We start from the raw sequence: 18,464 nt of genomic DNA, 5'->3' as shown, positions 1-18,464 counted from the left end.
TGCGGCGCCGACCGGCCCGTGGCGCCGGCGCGCGACGGGGGGCCCGGGTGTGGCGGGGTGTCGCGGTGGGCAGGGCTCAGGCCCGGCGGGCCAGGTCGGCCCAGGCGGCGCGGGCGGGGGCGTCCCAGCGCTCGTGCAGCGTGGTGAACAGCTCCGCCGCACGGGACCCGGCCCACTGCTCGGGCAGCAGCTCGGCGGGCAGCTCGGGGTCCAGGAACGGGAACCGTCGCCAGGCGTGGACGAGGCGGACCTGGCGGGCGAGGACGTCGCCGCCGTCCTCGGTGGCGGGACCGGCGGCGCCCGGGGCCGAGGTGGCGGCGGCCGCGCAGGACGCGGCGGAGGCCGCGTCGAGGTGGGGGCCGAACTCGTCGAGGAACTCCGAGTAGGCCCGTTCCACGACGTCGAGGTCCCAGGCCTGGGCCACGATGTCGTCGGCGCGGCCGATGCCGCCGTAGTGCCCGACGAAGGAGTACCCGGACCCGGCGAGGTCGAGCTCGTCGAGCACCGCCGCGACGCGGGCCTCCTTGCCGGGGTCGGGGCTGACCCACACCCCGGGGGCGGGGGAGCCCAGTCCGGCCCAGGCCAGCCGGGTGCGCAGCCGGTGGCGCAGGCGTCGGCGCGACTCCGGGACCGAGGCGAGCAGGACCAGCCAGCGGCCGTCCCAGCCGGTCGTCGGACGGCCGAAGCCGTAGATGCGGGCGGCGCCGTCGGACAGCAGCTCCGACCCGGCGGGGGTGAGCGACCAGCGGACCCGGCGGCCGTCGCGGTCGGAGGTCAGCAGGCCCTCGCCCGCGGTGCGGGCCAGTGCCTGGCGGGCCGACTTGGCCTCCACCCCGAGCGTGCCCAGCACGTCGAGCAGGGCCCGGGTCCAGACCGGTTCCCCGGCCGGGAGGACGAACTCGCCCAGCACGGTGAGCAGCAACGATCGGGCGGAGGTCTGCCCGAGCTCGCGACGGCGCAGGGCCGACCCGTCGGGCCCCTCCGGCTCGTACACGGAGTCGGGCGTGGCCATGGTCGGGCCAGCGTAGAGGGTCGGCACTAGCGTGGGCGTCCGTGACCACCGCAGGCCCCGGGCGTGTCCCGGACCCGACCCTCTCCGGATCCCCGCTCGACACGGGGGCACTGCTCGCCACCGACCGGGACCACGTCTGGCACCCCTACGCGCCGATGCCGGCGACCCGGGCGCCGATCGTCGTGGAGTCCGCGCAGGGGGTGCGGCTGAGGCTGCCCGACGGCCGTGAGCTCGTCGACGGGATGTCGTCGTGGTGGTCGGCCATCCACGGCTACCGCCACCCGCGGCTCGACGCGGCCGTACGCGACCAGCTCGGCCGGATGAGCCACGTGATGTTCGGCGGCCTGACCCACGGCCCGGCCGTCGACCTGGCCCGGCTGCTCGTGGACGTCAGCCCGGAGGGGCTGGAGCACGTGTTCCTGGCCGACTCCGGATCGGTGTCGGTCGAGGTCGCCATCAAGATGTGCCTGCAGTACTGGCGGTCCCGCGGCCGCCCCGGCAAGCACCGGCTGATGACGTGGCGGCGCGGCTACCACGGCGACACCTTCGGCGCGATGAGCGTCTGCGACCCCGACGGCGGCATGCACTCGCTGTGGTCCGACGTCCTCCCGCAGCAGGTGTTCGCCGACGCCCCACCGGAGGACTTCACCCACGACTACGTCGCCCACCTCGCCGAGCTCGTCGAGACCCACGCCGACGAGCTGGCCGCGGTGGTCGTCGAACCGGTGGTGCAGGGCGCCGGGGGGATGCGCTTCCACGACCCCCGCTACCTGCACGTGCTGCGCGAGCTGTGCCACGCCCACGACGTGCTGCTCGTGTTCGACGAGATCGCCACCGGCTTCGGCCGCACCGGCGAGCTGTTCGCCGCCGACCACGCCGCCGTCGCCCCGGACGTGATGTGCGTCGGCAAGGCGCTGACCGGCGGCTACCTGACGATGGCCGCGACCCTGTGCAGCACCCGGGTGGCCCGCGGCATCACCGACGGCGAGGCCGGGGTGCTCATGCACGGGCCGACGTTCATGGGCAACCCGCTCGCCGCCGCCGTCGCCCACGCCTCGGTGTCGCTGCTGCTCGAACGCGACTGGCGGCGCGAGGTGAAGGACGTCGCCGCCGGGCTGCGCGCCGGGCTGGCCCCCGCCCGGTCGCTGCCGGGCGTGCGGGAGGTCCGGATCCTGGGCGCGATCGGTGTCGTCGAGATGGCCGAGGAGGTCGACGTCGCCGCCGCGACCGCCGCCGCCGTGCTCGCCGGGGTCTGGCTACGGCCCTTCCGCAACCTCGTCTACGCGATGCCACCGTTCGTCAGCACCCGCGACGACGTGGCGCTGATCACCGCCGGGATGCGGGCCGCGGCCCTTGCCGGGCAGCGGGACCAGCGCTGAGTCGGTGATCCGGACCACCGATCCGGTGGACTTCGGTGTGTTCCACCTCACGTTACGCAGAGGTGTACGGCGCTGACCGGGCGTTTCGTCGTGGACGTCCGAAACGATGAGAAGCGTTCTCATCATGATCCGTTTCCGTGGTCGGGGTGAAACGGTGTCGGCCGGTCGCATTCGTCCAGTCGGCCGCACCCGCTCCGCCGGTCGCGCACCGCGCGACCCGCCCCAGTCGACCGCACCGTCGCGGTCCGGCGCCCCCCACGGACCGATACGGAGGATCCGGTGCCCACGCACAGTCACTCCAGCACCACCAGCCCCACCAGTAACTCCGAACACCGCGTGCAGGATCACGAGCACGCCCCGGCCGAGTCCGGCCGCGGTGAGCACTCGCCGCCGGGCGGCTCCTGGTTCGGCCGCACGTTCCCGCACGCCCGGGCGGACTTCTCCGCCTCGATCGTCGTGTTCCTCGTGGCGGTGCCCCTGTCGCTGGGCATCGCCGTCGCCTCCGGCGCCCCGATCCTGGCCGGCCTCATCGCCGCCGTCGTCGGTGCCGTCGTCGCCGGTCTGCTCGGCGGCTCCAAGCTCCAGGTCTCCGGCCCCGCCGCCGGTCTGACCGTCATCGTCGCCGAGCTGGTCAACACCTTCGGCTGGCAGGTCACCACGCTGATCACCGCGGGCGCCGGTGTCCTGCAGATCGTCTTCGGGCTGACCCGGCTGTCCCGGTTCGCCCAGGCCATCCCGCCCGCCGTCGTGCACGGCATGCTCGCGGGCATCGGCGCCACCATCGCCCTCGGCCAGCTGAACGTCGTGTTCGGTGGTCAGGCGCAGACCGGCGGCGTCAACTCGATCGCCGCGCTGCCCGGCGCGATCGCGAACCTGTCCTGGCCCGCGCTGCTCCTCGGCGGCATCGTCATCGCGATCATGCTGACCTGGAACCGGCTGCCCGCGAAGGTGACCGTCGTCCCGGCCGCGCTGGTCGCGATCGTCACGGCCACCGTCGTCTCCCTCGCCTTCGCCGACGTCGTCCGGGTGCAGCTGGGGGGCTCGCTCCTGGACGCGCTGTCGCTGCCCGCGCTGCCGGAGTCGAACTGGGGCGGCGTGCTGTTCGGCATGCTGACCATCGCGCTGATCGCGAGCGTCGAGTCGCTGCTGTCCGCCGTCGCGGTGGAGCGCATGAGGCCCGGCACCCGCACCGACACCGACCGTGAGCTGCTCGGCCAGGGTGCCGCCAACACCGTCTCCGGCATGATCGGCGGCCTGCCCATCACCGGGGTGATCGTCCGGTCCGCCGCGAACGTCAAGGCCGGCGCCGAGACCCGCGCGTCGGCGGTGCTGCACGGCGTCTGGATCGCGCTCTTCGCGATCGTGCTGATCGGCGTCATCGAGCTGATCCCGATGGCCGCACTGGCGGGTCTGCTGGTCATGATGGGTGTCGGGCTGGTCAAGCCGGCCGAGATCCGCACCGCCCGGCAGCACGGTGAGCTGGCCATCTACGCCGCCACCCTGCTCGGCGTCGTGTTCCTGAACCTGCTCGAGGGCGTCGTCATCGGGCTGGTCCTGGCCGGGCTGATGCTGCTCTGGCGCGCCGTCCGGTCCCGCCCGCACCTGGAGCAGGCCGACGACGGCAGCTGCGAGCTCGTCGTCGAGGGCTCGCTGAGCTTCCTGGCCGTGCCGCGGCTGTCCCGCGAGCTGAACTCCGTCCCGCGCGGCTGCGACGTCACCGTCCGGCTGGTCACCGACTACCTCGACCACGCCGCCTACGACCACCTGCTCGCCTGGAAGGCCCGCCACGAGGGCACCGGCGCCACCGTGACCGTGATCGAGCCCGAGCAGGCCCGCCGCGCCACCGCGCCCGGCGCCGGCTTCCTGACCTGGGGCGAGTGGCAGGGCAGGGAGACCGAGGGGCGTGCGTCGGGGACGCTGATGGCGGGCGTCGCCGCGTACCACGACAACACCTCCGAGGCGATCCTCCCGACCATGACCGGGCTCGCCGACGGACAGTCCCCGTCCGCGATGATGATCACCTGCGCGGACTCCCGGGTGCTGCCGCACGTCATCACCCACAGCGGCCCGGGCGACGTGTTCACCGTGCAGAACGTCGGCAACCTCGTCGTCGGGCCCGGCACCGCGGCCGCCGTCGAGTTCGCGACCGGCACCCTCGACGTCCCGATCGTCGCCGTCTGCGGCCACTCCGGCTGCGGCGCGATGCAGGGGCTGCTCGCCGGCGGCGCGAGCGGGGACTCCGCGCTCGGCCAGTGGCTGCGCGAGGCGCGGCCGGTGCTGCGCGCCTACGAGAACGGTCACCCGGTCGCCGTCGCCGCCGCGCGGGACGGGTTCGGCGAGGCCGACCAGCTGGCGATGGTGAACGTGGCGATGCAGCTGGAGATGCTGCGGGCGCAGGACTCCGGCGCCGAGGTGCTGGGCCTGTTCTACGACATCCGCAGCGCCCGTGTGCTCGTCCTCGACGAGGCCGCGGGCCGGTTCGTCGAGCCCCGCGCCGACCTCGGCACCGGGGTCTCGGACCTCGGCCGGATCGCCGCCGGACACGGGCACGGGGCCACCGCCGCCGCCCGCCGGCTGCTGAAGGTCTGAGCCCGCGCATCCGGGAACAATCCGCACCCACGACGTCGTTGGGGACCGTATGGCCACCGTGGAACTGACCACCGACAACTTCGACGACGTCGTGGGTGCGCCCGGGACGACCGTGCTCATCGACTTCTGGGCGTCCTGGTGCGGGCCGTGCACCCAGTTCGCCCCCGTCTACGACGCCGCCTCCGAGAAGCACCAGGACGTGACCTTCGGCAAGGTCGACACCGAGGCCCAGCAGGCGCTGGCCGGCGCGTTCGGGATCTCCTCGATCCCGACCGTGATGGCCGTCCGCGACGGAGTGGTGCTCTACTCCGAGCCGGGCGCGCTGCCCGCCGAGGCCCTCGAGGACCTCATCGGCCAGGTGAAGGCGGTCGACATGGACGAGGTCCGCGCCGCCGTCGCGGAGCAGGAGAAGCAGGAGGGTGAGGCGCCGCAGGCCTGACCCGGCGCCCGCACGACCCCCGGAGCCCCGCACACCTCAGGGTGGGCGGGGCTCCGTCGTGCCTAGGGTGTGGGCGTGACCGGCCCCGACCCGACGCCGCCCGGGCCCCGCCCGCTGGCCTGGCTCGACACCCACGCCCGCGCCCGAACCGAGGCCGGTCTGCGCCGCAGGCTGTCCCCGCGTCCGGCCGACCCCGCGGGCGGGCCCGCGCTCGACCTCGCCGGGAACGACTACCTCGGGCTCTCGGCCGACCCGCGGGTCGTCGCCGGGGCGACCGCGGCGCTGCGCACCTGGGGTGCGGGCGCCACCGGGTCACGGCTGGTCACCGGCTCGACCGCGCTGCACGCCGAGCTGGAGGCCGAGCTCGCCGCGTTCTGCGGCCACGACGACGCCCTGGTGTTCTCCTCCGGCTACACCGCCAACCTCGGGGTGGTCACCGCCCTCACCGGCCCCGGCGCGCTGATCGTGTCCGACGCCGCCGCGCACGCCTCCCTGGTCGACGCCTGCCGGCTCTCCCGGGCCCGGGTGGTCGTCGTGCCGCACGCCGACGTCGACGCCGTCGACGCCGCGCTGGCCGCCCGCACCGAGACCCGCGCGCTCGTCGTCACCGACTCGGTCGGGTCCGCCGACGGCGACCTCGCCCCGCTCGCCGCGCTGCACCGGGTCTGCCGGGCCCGCGGCGCGGTGCTGCTCGCCGACGAGGCCCACGGGCTCGGGGTACGCGGTCCGGGCGGGCGCGGCCTGCTCGCCGAGACCGGGCTGGCCGGGGCGGACGACGTCGTCGCCACCGTGACCCTGTCCAAGGCGCTCGGCAGCCAGGGCGGTGCGGTGCTCGGCCCGGCCGCGGTCACCGCGCACCTGGTCGACTCCGCGCGCTCGTTCATCTTCGACACCGGCCTCGCCCCCGCCGCGACGGGTGCGGCGCTGGCCGCGCTGCGGGTACTCGCCTCCGAGCCCGAGCGGGCCGCGGACGTGCTGCGGGTCGCCGGTGCGCTCGCCGCCGCCTGCGACGCGGCGGTGCCGGTGTCCGCGGTCGTCCCGGTGGTGCTGGGCGAGCCCGGCCCCGCGGTCGCCGCGGCCGCCGCCTGCCTGCGGCGCGGTCTGCGGGTGGGCTGCTTCCGGCCGCCGTCGGTCCCGCCGGGCACCTCCCGGCTCCGGCTCACCGCCCGCGCCGGGCTGACCGGGGCGCAGCTGTCGTTCGCGACCGGCGTGCTCGCCGAGGTGCTCGCCGACGCCCGGACGGGAGCCCGGGCGTGACCGGGCGGTTCGTCGTCGTCACCGGCACCGGCACCGGGGTCGGCAAGACCGTCGCCACCGCCGCGCTGGCCGCCGTCGCGGTCGCGGCGGGGGAGCGGGTGGCGGTGCTCAAGCCCGCCCAGACCGGGGTCGGCCCGGACGACCCCGGCGACGTCGACGAGGTCGCCCGCCTCGTCCCCGAGGTCACCACCCGGGAGCTGGCCCGCTACCCCGACCCGCTGGCCCCGGCGACCGCGGCCCGGCGCTGCGGGGCACGCCCGGTGACCCCGGAGCAGGCCGCGGTGACCGCGCGGACGCTGGCCGACCACCACGACCTCGTCCTCGTCGAGGGTGCGGGCGGGCTGCTCGTCCGGTTCACCGACGAGGGCGGCACCCTCGCCGACGTCGCCCGGCTGCTCGGCGCACCGGTCGTGGTGGTCGCGGCGGCCGGGCTCGGCACGCTCAACCACACCGCGCTCACCGTCGAGGCGCTCCGGACGCGCGGCCTGACCTGCGCGGGGATCGTGATCGGGTCCTGGCCGGCGGAGCCGGACCTGGCGGAGCGCTGCAACCTCCAGGACCTGCCGATGATCACCCGGACGCTGGTCCGCGGCCTGCTGCCCGAGGGCCTCGGACGGGTGACACCGGACCGTTTCGTCGCGGTGGCCCGGGACACACTGGGGCCGATCCAGCTGGGTGACTGGCAGGATCCACGGGCATGACGACCGCCCGGACCGACGTCCTCACCGTCGCGCGCGACCAGGTCCTCGACCAGGGTCGCGGCCTCACCGTCACCCAGGTGCGCGAGGTGCTCGACCTGCCCGACGACCGTCTCGACGACCTGCTCGAGCTGGCCCACGAGGTGCGGATGCGCTGGTGCGGGCCGGACGTCGAGGTCGAGGGGATCATCTCGCTCAAGACCGGCGGGTGCCCGGAGGACTGTCACTTCTGCTCCCAGTCGGGCCTGTTCGCCTCGCCGGTGCGCTCGGCCTGGCTGGACATCCCGATGCTCGTCGAGGCCGCCAAGCAGACCGCGAAGACCGGGGCCACCGAGTTCTGCATCGTCGCCGCCGTCCGCGGGCCCGACGAGCGGCTCATGTCCCAGGTCGCGGCCGGCATCGCGGCGATCCGCGACGAGGTCGACATCAACATCGCCTGTTCGCTGGGGATGCTCACGGCCGAGCAGGTCGGCGAGCTCGCCGCGATGGGCGTGCACCGCTACAACCACAATCTCGAGACCGCCCGCAGCCACTTCCCGAACGTGGTCACGACCCACACCTGGGAGGAGCGCTGGGACACCCTGCGCATGGTCCGTGACGCCGGCATGGAGGTGTGCTGCGGCGGCATCGTCGGGATGGGGGAGACCTTGGACCAGCGCGCCGAGTTCGCCGGGCAGCTCGCCGAGCTGGAGCCCGACGAGGTGCCGCTGAACTTCCTCAACCCGCGCCCGGGCACCCCGTTCGGGGACCTGGAGCCGATGTCCGGGCCGGACGCGCTGCGCACCGTCGCCGCGTTCCGCCTGGCGCTGCCGCGCACCATCCTGCGCTTCGCCGGCGGCCGCGAGATCACCCTCGGCGACCTGGGTGCCCGCAAGGGGCTGCTCGGCGGGATCAACGCCGTCATCGTGGGGAACTACCTGACGACGCTGGGGCGTCCGGCCGAGTCCGACATCGACCTGCTCGGCGAGCTGGAGATGCCGATCAAGGCCCTCAACGAGACGCTGTGACGGCGCCGGTGGGCACACCGACCCGCGAGGACGGGGGCCGGTACTGCGACCAGTGCGGGTCGCCGGACTCCGCGGCCGGGCACGACCGGTGCGCGGCGCGGCGCGAGCTGGAGCCGCCGCGGTTCTGCCCGGACTGCGCACGGCGGATGGTGGTGCAGGTCCACCCGGTCGGCTGGACGGCCCGGTGCAGCCGGCACGGCGAGCGCACCTCGTCCTGACCCGCCGCCGCGCGCGGCCCCCGCGGTGGCGCGGGGGCCGCGCCGGTGTCCGCACAGGTCAGGGCTTGATCAGGACCTTCAGCGCCTCGCGGTCGTTCATCGCCCGGTAGCCGTCGGGGACCTCGTCGAGACCGATGGTGCGGTCGAACACCCGTCCGGGCTGGATGCGGCCCTCCAGCACGTCGGGCAGCAGCTCCTCGATGTAGGCGCGCGCCGGGGCGACGCCACCGTGCACGCCGACGTTGCGCATGAACTCGCCGACGCCGAGCGGGATGTCGGAGTACTGCGAGACGCCGACGCGGCCGACCAGCCTGCCGTCCCTGGTCACCTCGATGGCGGTGCGGATCGCCTCCACGTAGCCGACGCACTCCAGGGCGGCGTCCACGCCGTCGCCGCCGGTCAGCTCGCGCACCTTCTCGACCGCCTCGTCGCCGCGCTCGGCCACGACGTCGGTGGCGCCGAACTCGCGGCCCAGGTCGGTGCGGTCGGTGTGCCGGCCGAGCAGGATGATCCGCTCGGCGCCGAGGCGCTTCGCCGCGAGCACCGCGCACAGCCCGACCGCGCCGTCGCCGACGACGGCCACGGTGTCCCCGCGGCGCACCCGCGCCGAGACCGCGGCGTGGTGGCCGGTGGAGAACACGTCGGACAGGGTGAGCATCGACGCGAGCAGCGCGTCGTCCGGCTCGCCCGGCATCGGGACCAGGGTGCCGTCGGCGAACGGGACGCGTACCGCCTCGCCCTGGCCGCCGTCGGTGCCGTCGGAGCCCCAGCCGCCGCCGTGCCGGCACGAGGTCTGCAGCCCCTGCGCGCAGAAGTCGCAGGTGTTGTCGGCCCAGACGAACGGTGCGACGACGAGCTGGCCCGCCGTGCGGTTCCGCACCCCGGACCCGACCTCCTCGATCACGCCGAGGAACTCGTGGCCGATCCGGTCGCCCTGCGGGTTGTCGTCGGCCGAGTTGTACGGCCACAGGTCGCTGCCGCAGATGCAGGAGCGCAGCACGCGCACGATCGCATCGGTGTCGTCACGGATGACCGGGTCCGGTACGTCGGACGAGACCCGGATGTCGTGCTTGCCGTGGATCAGAGTCGCCTTCATGCCCCCGGCCTTCCCGTATGCGGAACCGTTCATGCGCGCCCGGTGGTCGTGACGTGCCGCACGTGCGGCAGGCTGGGCGCATGGCGATCAACTGGGGCTCGGTGCTGCGCAAGGCCGCGGATCTGGCGGTGCAGTTCCTGAAGGACTCGCGGAAGGACGGGCAGGACCCGCGGCGCGGCCACGGCGGCGGCGCCCGGCCCGGCCCGCCGCCGACGGCCGGACGGGTGCGCACCGCGCCCACCGGCGACCGTGCCCGGGAGGTCGCCTACGCCCCCGAGCCCGACGGCGCCGCGGACCCCGGCGAGATCGTCTGGACCTGGGTGCCCTACGAGGAGGACGCGAGCCAGGGCAAGGACCGGCCGCTGCTCGTCGTCGGGCGCTCGGGTGGCGAGCTGCTCGGGCTGATGCTGTCCAGCCAGGACAAGCGGGCCCACGACCCGGACTGGGTCGGGATCGGCTCCGGCGCCTGGGACCGCGAGGGCCGCGACTCCTACATCCGCCTCGACCGGGTGCTGGAGGTGGAGGAGCACGGCATCCGCCGGGAGGGTGCGGTGCTGGACCGGGCGCGGTTCGACCGGGTCGCGGCCGAGCTGCGGTCGCGCTACGGCTGGCGCTGAAACCCGGGTGCGCCCGTGCGGGCGCACCCGGTAGGGTCGCCGTCATCATGAGGCACTGACGACCCCCTCGACCGCGGACGCGGCACACGCCCCTGCGGTCCTCCTCCGTCTCCACCGGAGTCGTCGTCATGTCATCGACCGAGCAGGTCCACGCCGTCACCGCCCGCGGGCTGGTCCGTTCCCACGCCGCCCGCGCCGGCCGTCCGCCGGTGCTCGACGGCGTCGACCTCGTCGCCGCGCCGGGCACCCGGGTCGGCCTGATCGGGGAGAACGGCTCGGGCAAGTCCACACTGCTGCGGCTGCTCGCCGGCGTCGACACCCCGGACGGCGGGACGCTCACGGTCCCCGCGGACCGGGTGTACCTGCCGCAGGAACCCGACCTGGGCGACGGGGGGACCGTCGGCGACCTGCTCGACGCGGCGCTGCGCCCGCTGCACGACGCCGTCGCCGAGCTGGAGCGCCTGGCCGCCGGTCTGGCCGACGGCAGCGGCGCCGCCGCCTACGACCGGGTGCTGGCCTGGGCGATCGCCCACGACGCGTGGGACGCCGACCGGCGCGCCGAGGTCACCGCGGGCACGCTCGGTGTCGCCGACCTGGAGCGGGACCGGCCGGTCGCGACCCTGTCCGGGGGCGAGCGCACCCGGCTCGCGATGGCCGCCGCCCTGGTCCGCCGCCCCGCGGTGCTGCTGCTCGACGAACCCACCAACCACCTCGACGACGCCGCCCTGGAGCTGCTGGAACGCTCGCTGGTGGAGCTGCCCGGCGTCGTCGTCGCGGCGAGCCACGACCGCACCTTCCTCGACCGGGTCTGCACCGAGCTGCTCGACCTCGACGCCGGCGAGCTCGGCACCGACGGGTACGGCGGGCGCCGGTTCGGGGGCTCGTTCACCGAGTACCTCGACGCCGCCGCGGCGAGCCGCCGCCGGTGGGAGGAGCGCTTCGCCGCGGAGCAGGAGGAGATCGCCGCGCTGCGGGAGAAGGCGCGGGCCGGGCTGTCGACGATCGCCCCCGGGCGCGGACCGCGCGACAACGACAAGTTCATCCACGCCTTCAAGGGGGCGGGCGTCGAACGCACCAGGGCCCGCCGGGTCCACGACGCGCAGCGCCGCCTGGAGGCCGCCGAGCGCGAGGCGGTCCGCAGGCCGCCCCGGCCGCTGGAGTTCGCCGGGCAGCTCACCGGCGACGCCCCGGCCGGCGGGCTCGCCGTGAGCGTGCGGGACCTGCGGGTCGACGGCCGGCTGCGGCTCGACCTGCTCGACCTGGCGGTGGGGGAGAAGCTGCTGGTCACCGGCCCCAATGGGGCCGGGAAGTCGACCCTGCTGGCGGTCCTGCACTCCGACCTCGCACCGGACGCGGGCACCGTGGACGTCCGGGCGCGCCGGATCGGCCTGCTGGCCCAGGACCCCGACGTCGGCCCGCCCGACCGCAGCGCCGCGACCGCCTACGCCGAGGCCGTCGGCGTGGAGCGGGCGGAGACCGTCCCGCTGCGCGAGCTGGGGCTGCTGCACCCGCGCGAGCACGGCACCGCGGTCGGAGAGCTCAGCCTCGGCCAGCGGCGGCGGCTGGCCCTGGCCGTCGTCGTCGCCGACGCCCCGGACCTGCTGCTGCTCGACGAGCCGACCAACCACGTCTCGCTGCGGCTGGCCGGGGAGCTGGAGTCGGCGCTCGGCACTGCGCCGGGCACGGTCGTCGTCACCTCGCACGACCGGTGGCTGCGCCGGCGCTGGGAGGGGCCGCACCTCGCCGTCGGCGGGTGAGCTCAGTTCGGGCTGTGCTCGTCGGGGAACGACCCGAGCGGCGCGGGCACCGCCCGCAGGGTCTCCAGCAGGCCGCGCTCGCGGGCGAGCAGCCTGCGGATCTCCCGGAGCCGCTGCACCGCGCTGGTCTGCTCCAGCAGGAGCTGGCGGTCGCCCAGGGGCAGCAGGCAGTCCCCGGCCAGCAGGTGCGCGAGGTCGGCGGTGGGGGTGTCGTCGGCGGGCTCGGACCAGTCACCGGTCCGCCACGCGGTGTCGCAGTACTCGCGGTGCGCCGCGCGGGCGGACCGCTCCAGCATCGCCACCAGCCGCGGGTCGGCCCCGTCGCCGGTGTCGTCGGGCAGGAACTCGACCTCGCCGCACAGGTAGGAGTGCGAGCCCGCGTCGAGGTCGAGCAGCCGGAAGCGGCGGGCCCCGCGGGTGACGACGTCGTAGCGGCCGTCGGGAAGCCGGCGGGCGTCGATGAGCACGGCGGTGCAGCCGACGGCGTGCATCCCGGAGGCCCCGGAGCGGTCCGGCGAATGGCCCTCGCGCACCGCGACGACACCGAACTCGCGGCCGGGGACGGCCCCGGTGAGCAGGTCGACGGTGAGCTGGCGGTAGCGGGGCTCGAAGATGTGGAGGGGAAGCGCCGCACCCGGCATCAGCACCGTCCCCAGCGGGAACAGCGGGAGCATGGCGGACACCGGCTCACGGTAGTACGCCGTCGCGGGGCCCGCCGGGTCGCGCAGGTGGCCGGAGCACGGCGAACGCGTCGGTGACCCGCATCCCGCGGTCGGTGAACCGGAACACCGCGGCCGGGCGGCCGCCGGAACGGCCCGACGGGACCACCTCACCGGTGGGCTCCAGCAGGCCGCGGCGGGTGAGCACGCGCTGCAGGTTCGTCGCCGACACCTCGTGGCCCAGCGCGGCGACGTAGTGCTCGCGCAGCGCCGAGATCGTGAACTCCGCGGGGGCGAGCGCGAACCCGAGGTTGGTGTAGGACAGCTTGGCGCGCAGGCGGTCCCGTCCCGCCGCGACGATCGCGGCGTGGTCGAACGCGGTCGCGGGCAGGTCCTCGACGTCGTGCCACGCGGTGTCCCCGGGCAGCTCGGGGTCCGCGTCGGAGGGGACCAGGCCGAGGAACGCGGTGGCGATGCGGCGCTTGCCGGGTGAGCGGGCCGGGTCGGAGAAGACCGACAGCTGCTCGACGTGGGCGACCTCGCGGACGTCGACCTTCTCGGCGAGCTGGCGGCGCACGGAGGTCTCGACGTCCTCGTCGGGGCCCAGGGTGCCGCCGGGCAGCGCCCAGCGTCCGGCGTCCGGGTCCAGGGCCCGCTGCCAGAGCAGGGCGCCCGCCCGGCCATCCCGGATCCTGAGCACGACGGCGAGGACCTCGTGCAGGGCGGGTGGCGGTGTCACGGGGCCAGCCTAGGGCGGACCGGCCGCGGCACCGGGACGTGACGGCGGGGTGTCCGTCGGGTGAGGTCCCGGTCACGACGGAGGTGCCGGTGGCGCGCGACCGGTGCTACCATCCGCTCAGTTTCCGCCCGCTAGGCGAAAACCCGACACGGCCCGGGAGGGCGCAATGACCGGAACGCTGACGGCACCCGGCGGCACGGGGACCGACCCCGGCTGGGCCGACGAGGTGCGTGCGCTGGCCCGCGAGCGGGACGCGGTCCTGCTGGCGCACAACTACCAGCTGCCCGAGATCCAGGACGTCGCCGACCACGTGGGGGACTCGCTCGCGCTGTCCCGGATCGCGGCCGAGTCCCAGGCGTCGACGATCGTGTTCTGCGGCGTGCACTTCATGGCCGAGACCGCCAAGATCCTCAGCCCGGACAAGACCGTGCTGATCCCCGACGCCCGGGCCGGCTGCTCGCTGGCCGACTCGATCACCGCCGACCAGCTGCGGGAGTGGAAGGCCGAGCACCCGGGCGCCGTCGTCGTCTCCTACGTCAACACCACCGCCGCGGTGAAGGCCGAGACCGACATCTGCTGCACCTCCTCCAATGCCGTCGAGGTCGTCGACTCGATCCCGCGTGACCGCGAGGTGCTCTTCCTGCCCGACCAGTTCCTCGGCGCGCACGTCCGGCGCACCCTGGAGCGGGAGAACATGCACGTCTGGGCCGGGGAGTGCCACGTGCACGCCGGCATCAACGGCAAGCAGCTCACCGAGCGGGCCGCGGCCCACCCCGGCGCCGACCTGTTCGTGCACCCCGAGTGCGGCTGCGCGACCTCGGCGCTCTACCTGGCCGGCACCGGCGCGGTGCCCGCCGAGCAGGTCAGGATCCTCTCCACCGGCGGCATGATCGACGCCGCCCGCGCCACCGGCGCGACGGAGGTGCTCGTCGCGACCGAGGTCGGGATGCTGCACCAGCTGCGCCTGGCCGCCCCGGAGATCGCGTTCCGCGCGGTGAACGAGAACGCGTCCTGCCCCTACATGAAGATGATCACCGCCGAGGCGCTGCTGCGGTCGGTCCGCGAGGGTACCGACGAGGTCCACGTCGACCCCGACCTCGCCGCGCGCGGCCGCGCCGCCGTGCAGCGGATGATCGAGATCGGTCAGCCGGGAGGTGGGGAGTGACGGCGCGGGGGGTGAGCTGGGAGGCCGGCGCCGACCTGGTCGTCGTCGGGTCCGGGGTGGCCGGGCTGACCGCCGCGCTCGACGCGGCCGCGGCCGGGCTGCGCGTCGTGGTGGTCACCAAGGACGGCATCGGCGAGGGCTCCACCCGCTGGGCGCAGGGCGGGGTGGCCGTCGTGCTCGGCGACGTCGCGGGGGACTCGCTCGACTCCCACGTCGCCGACACGGTCGCCGCGGGCGGCGGGCTGAACGACGTCGCCGCGGTCGGGACGATCGTGCACGCCGGACCGGACGCGGTGCGCAGGCTGTGCGGCCGCGGCGCCCTGTTCGACCGGAGCGGGGACCGCCCCGCGCGGACCCGGGAGGGCGGCCACTCGGCGTACCGGGTGGTCCACGCCGGGGGTGACGCGACCGGCGCGGAGATCGAGCGCGCCCTGGTCGCCGCCACCCGCTCGGCGCAGCTCACCGTGCTCGACGGGCACGTCGCCGCCGAGGTGCTGCGTGACGCCGGCCGGGTCGCCGGCCTCACGGTGCTCGACGCCCACGGTCGCGCCGGGGTGCTGTCCGCGCCCGCGGTGCTGCTCGCGACCGGCGGCTACGGCCAGCTCTACGCCTCCACCACCAACCCGGGCACCTCCACCGGCGACGGCGTCGCGCTCGCCCTGCGCGCCGGTGCGGTCGCCGCAGACCTGGAGTTCGTGCAGTTCCACCCGACCGTGCTGTGGACCGGCCCCGGCAGCGGCACCGCCGGGCGTCGCCCGCTGGTGACCGAGGCCGTCCGCGGCGAGGGCGCGGTCCTGCGCGACCGGGCCGGCACCGCGTTCATGGCCGGTGTCCACCCGCGGGCCGACCTCGCCCCGCGCGACGTCGTCGCCGCGGCGATCACCCGCCGGATGGCCGAGACCGGCAGCGCGTGCGCCTGGCTCGACGCCACCGCGCTCGACGGGTTCGCCGCACGGTTCCCGACCGTGTACGCGTCCTGCCGGGCCGCCGGGATCGACCCGCTGACCGAGCCGATCCCGGTGACCCCCGCCGCGCACTACGCCTGTGGCGGCGTCGTCACCGACACGTCCGGGCGGACCGGGGTGCCGGGCCTCTACGCCGCGGGCGAGGTCGCCCGGACGGGGCTGCACGGGGCGAACCGGCTGGCGTCGAACTCGCTGCTGGAGGGGCTGGTCGTGGGGGAGCGGGTGGTCCGCGCGGTGCTCGCCGACGCGGGCCCGACCGGGGTGCCGACCCCGGCCGCGACGGTCCCGGCGCTGCCGGTGGCCGACCGCACCGTGGTGCAGCGGGCGATGTCGGTGAGCGCCGGGATCGGCCGCGACGCCGCCGGGCTCGCCGGGGCGTCGGACGCGATCGAGGCCGTCACCGCCACCGCGGTCCCGGCCGGCCGCGCCGGGGTCGAGGACGCCGCGCTCACCCTGGTCGCCCAGGCCGTGCTGGCCGCGGCCGGCACCCGCCGGGAGACCCGCGGCTGTCACGTGCGCACCGACTTCCCGGACCGGGACGACACGTACCAGCGCTCGTCGCTGCGGGTGCGGGTCGACGCCGCGGGACGGCCGGTCGTCGTGGCCGGCGAGACGCTGGCGGGTGTCGCATGAGCACCGTCGCCGCCGGGGTCGGCGGGGTCACCGAGGTCGGCGTCCCCGACCCCGACGACCTGCTGCGCGTCGTGCGCACCGCGCTGGAGGAGGACCTGCGGTACGGCCCGGACGCGACGACGGCGGCGACCGTGCCCGCCGGGGCCGTGGCGACCGCGTCGTTCACCCCGCGGGCCGACGGGGTGCTCGCCGGGCTCCCGGCCGCCCGCGCCGTGCTCGACGAGGTGCTGGGAGCGGGCGGGTACGCGGTGCTCGCCGGGGCCGCCGACGGTGACCGGCTCACCGCCGGGACCCCGGCGCTCACGGTGCGGGCCCCGGTCCGCGGGCTGCTGACCGCCGAGCGCACGGCGCTGAACCTGCTCACGCACCTGTCCGGGATCGCCACGGCCACCCGCGCCTGGGTGGACGCCGTCGACGGCACCGGGGCCCGGATCCGGGACACCCGCAAGACGCTGCCGGGCCTGCGGCTGCTGGAGAAGTACGCCGTGCGGTGCGGCGGCGGGGTGAACCACCGGCTCGGGCTGGGCGACGCGGTGCTGATCAAGGACAACCACGTCGCGGCGGCCGGGTCGGTGTCCGCGGCGCTGGCCGCGGCCCGCGCGCTCGCCCCGGACCTGCCGTGCGAGGTGGAGGTCGACTCGCTCGACCAGCTCGACGAGGTCCTGGAGCTCGCCGCCGAGCTGGTGCTGCTGGACAACTTCACCGTCGCGGAGACGGCCGAGGCGGTGCGGCGGCGCGGGGACCGGGCGACGCTGCTGGAGTCCTCCGGCGGGCTGGCCCTGGGCAGCGCCCGGGACTACGCGGCCACCGGCGTGGACTTCCTCGCCGTCGGCGGGCTGACCCACTCGGTGACCGCGCTGGACCTGGGGCTCGACCTGGGGTGAGCACGGCCGGCCGGCACGCCCGGGCACCCCGTCACGGAGGGGGTCCGTGGCGTGCCACCCGGCGGGCCGGGCACCCTCAGCCGAGCAGCCGGGGCTGGGCGGGGGCGGGGAATCGGGCGGAGAACCGGGTGTCGCCGAGGAACTCGCGCAGCCGTCGCGCCGCGGCCGCCACCTCGGTCCGCGCCCGGTCCGCGACCGGCGTGAGCAGCAGGGTCGCGATCCCGCCGTCCGGGCGCTGCACCCAGGTCCCGACGATGCGCCCGTCCACCCAGACCGTCGGTCCGCCGTTGCCGTTGCGGTCGAACAGCTCCGGTGCCACCTCGGCGGGCAGGTACCAGTCGCGGGCCTTCCAGCCCATCGTCGACGGGTCGAGGCCCGGCAGCAGTGCCACCGACGGCCCGGGGTCGGGGACCGGGTCCAGGTCGTCGGGGAGCAGGAACCCGGTGCCCCCGCCGTCGAGGGTCACCTCGACCGCGCCGACGTCGGCCAGCGCCGTCGTGGTGGTGGCGACGGTCCAGCCCGCCCACCACTTCAGGTCGTCGCGGCGGACCGGCCCGAACGCCCGCAGCTGGGCGCGGGCCAGCCCGGCCGCGGCGACGCGACGGGCGTCACCGTCCGGGCCGGGGGCGGGGCCGATCCCGCCGGGGACCCAGGCGTCGGCCGCGGCCCACCGGTACTGGCCGTTGATCCACGTCCCGATCGGCCGGGTCCGCAGCACCCGGCCCTCGAACCCGAGCACCAGCAGCACCCGGGTGTGGGCGGGCTGCGGACTCCCGCCGGGCAGGACGAGCCGCTGCGCGGCGAGCTCGGGCAGTGCGCGGGCGACGTCGCGGGCGGCGGTGGGCCCCCGTTCGGCGAGGACCTCCAGGACCTGCCCGGCGGCCTCGGCGTACCACGCCCCGGGGTCGGCGTGGCCGGCCGCGGCGGCCTGGCGCAACAGGTCGCGGCGCTGGACGGCGGCGACGTCGACGGTGGCGGCGTGGTGGGCGAGCGCGGCGTGGGCGTGGCCGAACACCCAGAGCGTGCGGCGCATCGCGTGGTGGCGCAGCAGCGTGCGGTCGGTGTGCAGCGCGGCGTCGACCGGGGCGAGCGACGGGGCCGCCATCCGCGCGGCCGCCGACAGGTACACCGTGACCGGGTCGGTGGAGTGCAGCGCGACCAGGTCGTCGCTGATCGCGACGACGTCGTCGGTGCGGGTGTGCGGGGCGAGCCGGTGCCGGGTCACCAGCCGGGCCCGGCGTTCGGCGTCGCTCACGTGGCGGGTCACGCCGCGGAGACTGCCACGGCCCACCGACGGCGAGGACGTGGCTCACCCCGCCGGGATGGGACCGTGTCGGACCCCCGCCGTAC

The 18,464-nt window shown here is 75.9% G+C and carries 17 protein-coding genes; 12 read left to right on the top strand and 5 right to left on the bottom strand.

The annotated features are described in order from the left end of the window. Nucleotides 1-76: 76 nt before the first annotated feature. The gene (locus KPF22_RS19440; RefSeq protein ID WP_224402894.1) at nucleotides 77-1,012 is read right to left on the bottom strand and encodes a PaaX family transcriptional regulator C-terminal domain-containing protein; all 936 of its coding nucleotides are present in this window, start codon (nucleotides 1,010-1,012) and stop codon (nucleotides 77-79) included. 41 nt (nucleotides 1,013-1,053) lie between these two features. Between KPF22_RS19440 and KPF22_RS19435 the strand changes: the two genes are divergently transcribed. The 7 genes from KPF22_RS19435 (at nucleotide 1,054) to KPF22_RS19405 (ending at nucleotide 8,599) form a co-directional block, all read left to right on the top strand. Beyond that, nucleotides 1,054-2,391: an adenosylmethionine--8-amino-7-oxononanoate transaminase gene (locus tag KPF22_RS19435; protein ID WP_224402893.1), complete on the top strand. Its 1,338-nt coding sequence runs from the start codon at nucleotides 1,054-1,056 to the stop codon at nucleotides 2,389-2,391. 279 nt (nucleotides 2,392-2,670) lie between these two features. After that, entirely contained in the window at nucleotides 2,671-4,980 is a 2,310-nt protein-coding gene (locus KPF22_RS33220; RefSeq protein WP_224402892.1) for a bifunctional SulP family inorganic anion transporter/carbonic anhydrase, read from the top strand. Nucleotides 4,981-5,029: 49 nt separating this feature from the next. After that, complete coding sequence (locus KPF22_RS19425; RefSeq protein ID WP_062402218.1) at nucleotides 5,030-5,419, top strand: co-chaperone YbbN; 390 nt, start codon at nucleotides 5,030-5,032, stop codon at nucleotides 5,417-5,419. Nucleotides 5,420-5,494: 75 nt separating this feature from the next. Next, entirely contained in the window at nucleotides 5,495-6,676 is a 1,182-nt protein-coding gene (locus KPF22_RS19420; protein WP_062404560.1) for an 8-amino-7-oxononanoate synthase, read from the top strand. Then, entirely contained in the window at nucleotides 6,673-7,377 is a 705-nt protein-coding gene (gene bioD / locus KPF22_RS19415) for a dethiobiotin synthase (RefSeq protein WP_208820727.1), read from the top strand. Before KPF22_RS19420 ends, bioD begins: the two co-directional genes overlap by 4 nt. Next, nucleotides 7,374-8,381 (top strand): biotin synthase BioB, encoded by a 1,008-nt coding sequence (gene bioB / locus KPF22_RS19410; RefSeq protein ID WP_224402891.1) that lies wholly within the window; start codon nucleotides 7,374-7,376, stop codon nucleotides 8,379-8,381. Before bioD ends, bioB begins: the two co-directional genes overlap by 4 nt. Continuing rightward, the gene (locus tag KPF22_RS19405) at nucleotides 8,378-8,599 is read left to right on the top strand and encodes a hypothetical protein (protein WP_218622632.1); all 222 of its coding nucleotides are present in this window, start codon (nucleotides 8,378-8,380) and stop codon (nucleotides 8,597-8,599) included. The genes bioB and KPF22_RS19405 overlap by 4 nt, the downstream gene beginning before the upstream one ends. Before the next feature lie 58 nt (nucleotides 8,600-8,657). On the opposite strand, the gene KPF22_RS19400 is transcribed toward KPF22_RS19405, so the two are convergent. After that, on the bottom strand, nucleotides 8,658-9,695 hold the full coding sequence (locus KPF22_RS19400) for a zinc-dependent alcohol dehydrogenase family protein (protein ID WP_224402890.1): 1,038 nt from the start codon (nucleotides 9,693-9,695) through the stop codon (nucleotides 8,658-8,660). 80 nt (nucleotides 9,696-9,775) lie between these two features. Here KPF22_RS19400 and KPF22_RS19395 point away from each other — a divergent pair, with 80 nt between their 5' ends. Together KPF22_RS19395 and KPF22_RS19390 are read left to right on the top strand one after the other, a co-directional pair. Then, complete coding sequence (locus KPF22_RS19395; protein ID WP_208820733.1) at nucleotides 9,776-10,312, top strand: type II toxin-antitoxin system PemK/MazF family toxin; 537 nt, start codon at nucleotides 9,776-9,778, stop codon at nucleotides 10,310-10,312. Between the two features lie 128 nt (nucleotides 10,313-10,440). Beyond that, on the top strand, nucleotides 10,441-12,069 hold the full coding sequence (locus tag KPF22_RS19390) for an ABC-F family ATP-binding cassette domain-containing protein (RefSeq protein WP_224402889.1): 1,629 nt from the start codon (nucleotides 10,441-10,443) through the stop codon (nucleotides 12,067-12,069). 2 nt (nucleotides 12,070-12,071) lie between these two features. On the opposite strand, the gene KPF22_RS19385 is transcribed toward KPF22_RS19390, so the two are convergent. Then, nucleotides 12,072-12,743, bottom strand: a complete 672-nt coding sequence (locus tag KPF22_RS19385; protein ID WP_208820803.1) for an LON peptidase substrate-binding domain-containing protein — start codon at nucleotides 12,741-12,743, stop codon at nucleotides 12,072-12,074. A gap of 13 nt (nucleotides 12,744-12,756) precedes the next feature. Continuing rightward, on the bottom strand, nucleotides 12,757-13,467 hold the full coding sequence (locus KPF22_RS19380; protein WP_307799233.1) for an NUDIX domain-containing protein: 711 nt from the start codon (nucleotides 13,465-13,467) through the stop codon (nucleotides 12,757-12,759). A 166-nt stretch (nucleotides 13,468-13,633) separates the two neighbouring features. Between KPF22_RS19380 and nadA the strand changes: the two genes are divergently transcribed. Genes nadA through nadC form a run of 3 tightly spaced genes read left to right on the top strand, consistent with a single transcriptional unit; the run spans nucleotide 13,634 to nucleotide 17,114 of the window. After that, on the top strand, nucleotides 13,634-14,632 hold the full coding sequence (gene nadA / locus KPF22_RS19375) for a quinolinate synthase NadA (RefSeq protein WP_062402227.1): 999 nt from the start codon (nucleotides 13,634-13,636) through the stop codon (nucleotides 14,630-14,632). Beyond that, nucleotides 14,629-16,230: an L-aspartate oxidase gene (locus tag KPF22_RS19370; RefSeq protein ID WP_224402888.1), complete on the top strand. Its 1,602-nt coding sequence runs from the start codon at nucleotides 14,629-14,631 to the stop codon at nucleotides 16,228-16,230. Before nadA ends, KPF22_RS19370 begins: the two co-directional genes overlap by 4 nt. Beyond that, the gene (gene nadC, locus KPF22_RS19365; protein WP_208820742.1) at nucleotides 16,227-17,114 is read left to right on the top strand and encodes a carboxylating nicotinate-nucleotide diphosphorylase; all 888 of its coding nucleotides are present in this window, start codon (nucleotides 16,227-16,229) and stop codon (nucleotides 17,112-17,114) included. Before KPF22_RS19370 ends, nadC begins: the two co-directional genes overlap by 4 nt. A 76-nt stretch (nucleotides 17,115-17,190) precedes the next feature. Here nadC and KPF22_RS19360 read toward each other — a convergent pair whose 3' ends face one another. Then, nucleotides 17,191-18,381 (bottom strand): winged helix DNA-binding domain-containing protein, encoded by a 1,191-nt coding sequence (locus KPF22_RS19360; RefSeq protein ID WP_224402887.1) that lies wholly within the window; start codon nucleotides 18,379-18,381, stop codon nucleotides 17,191-17,193. Between the last annotated feature and the right edge of the window lie 83 nt (nucleotides 18,382-18,464).

This window comes from Pseudonocardia sp. ICBG1034 (assembly GCF_020131375.1).
Classification (GTDB): Bacteria; Actinomycetota; Actinomycetes; order Mycobacteriales; family Pseudonocardiaceae; genus Pseudonocardia; species Pseudonocardia alni.
The sequence above is the reverse complement of the archived record's forward strand: the minus strand, read 5'-3'. Positions and strand labels throughout refer to the sequence as shown.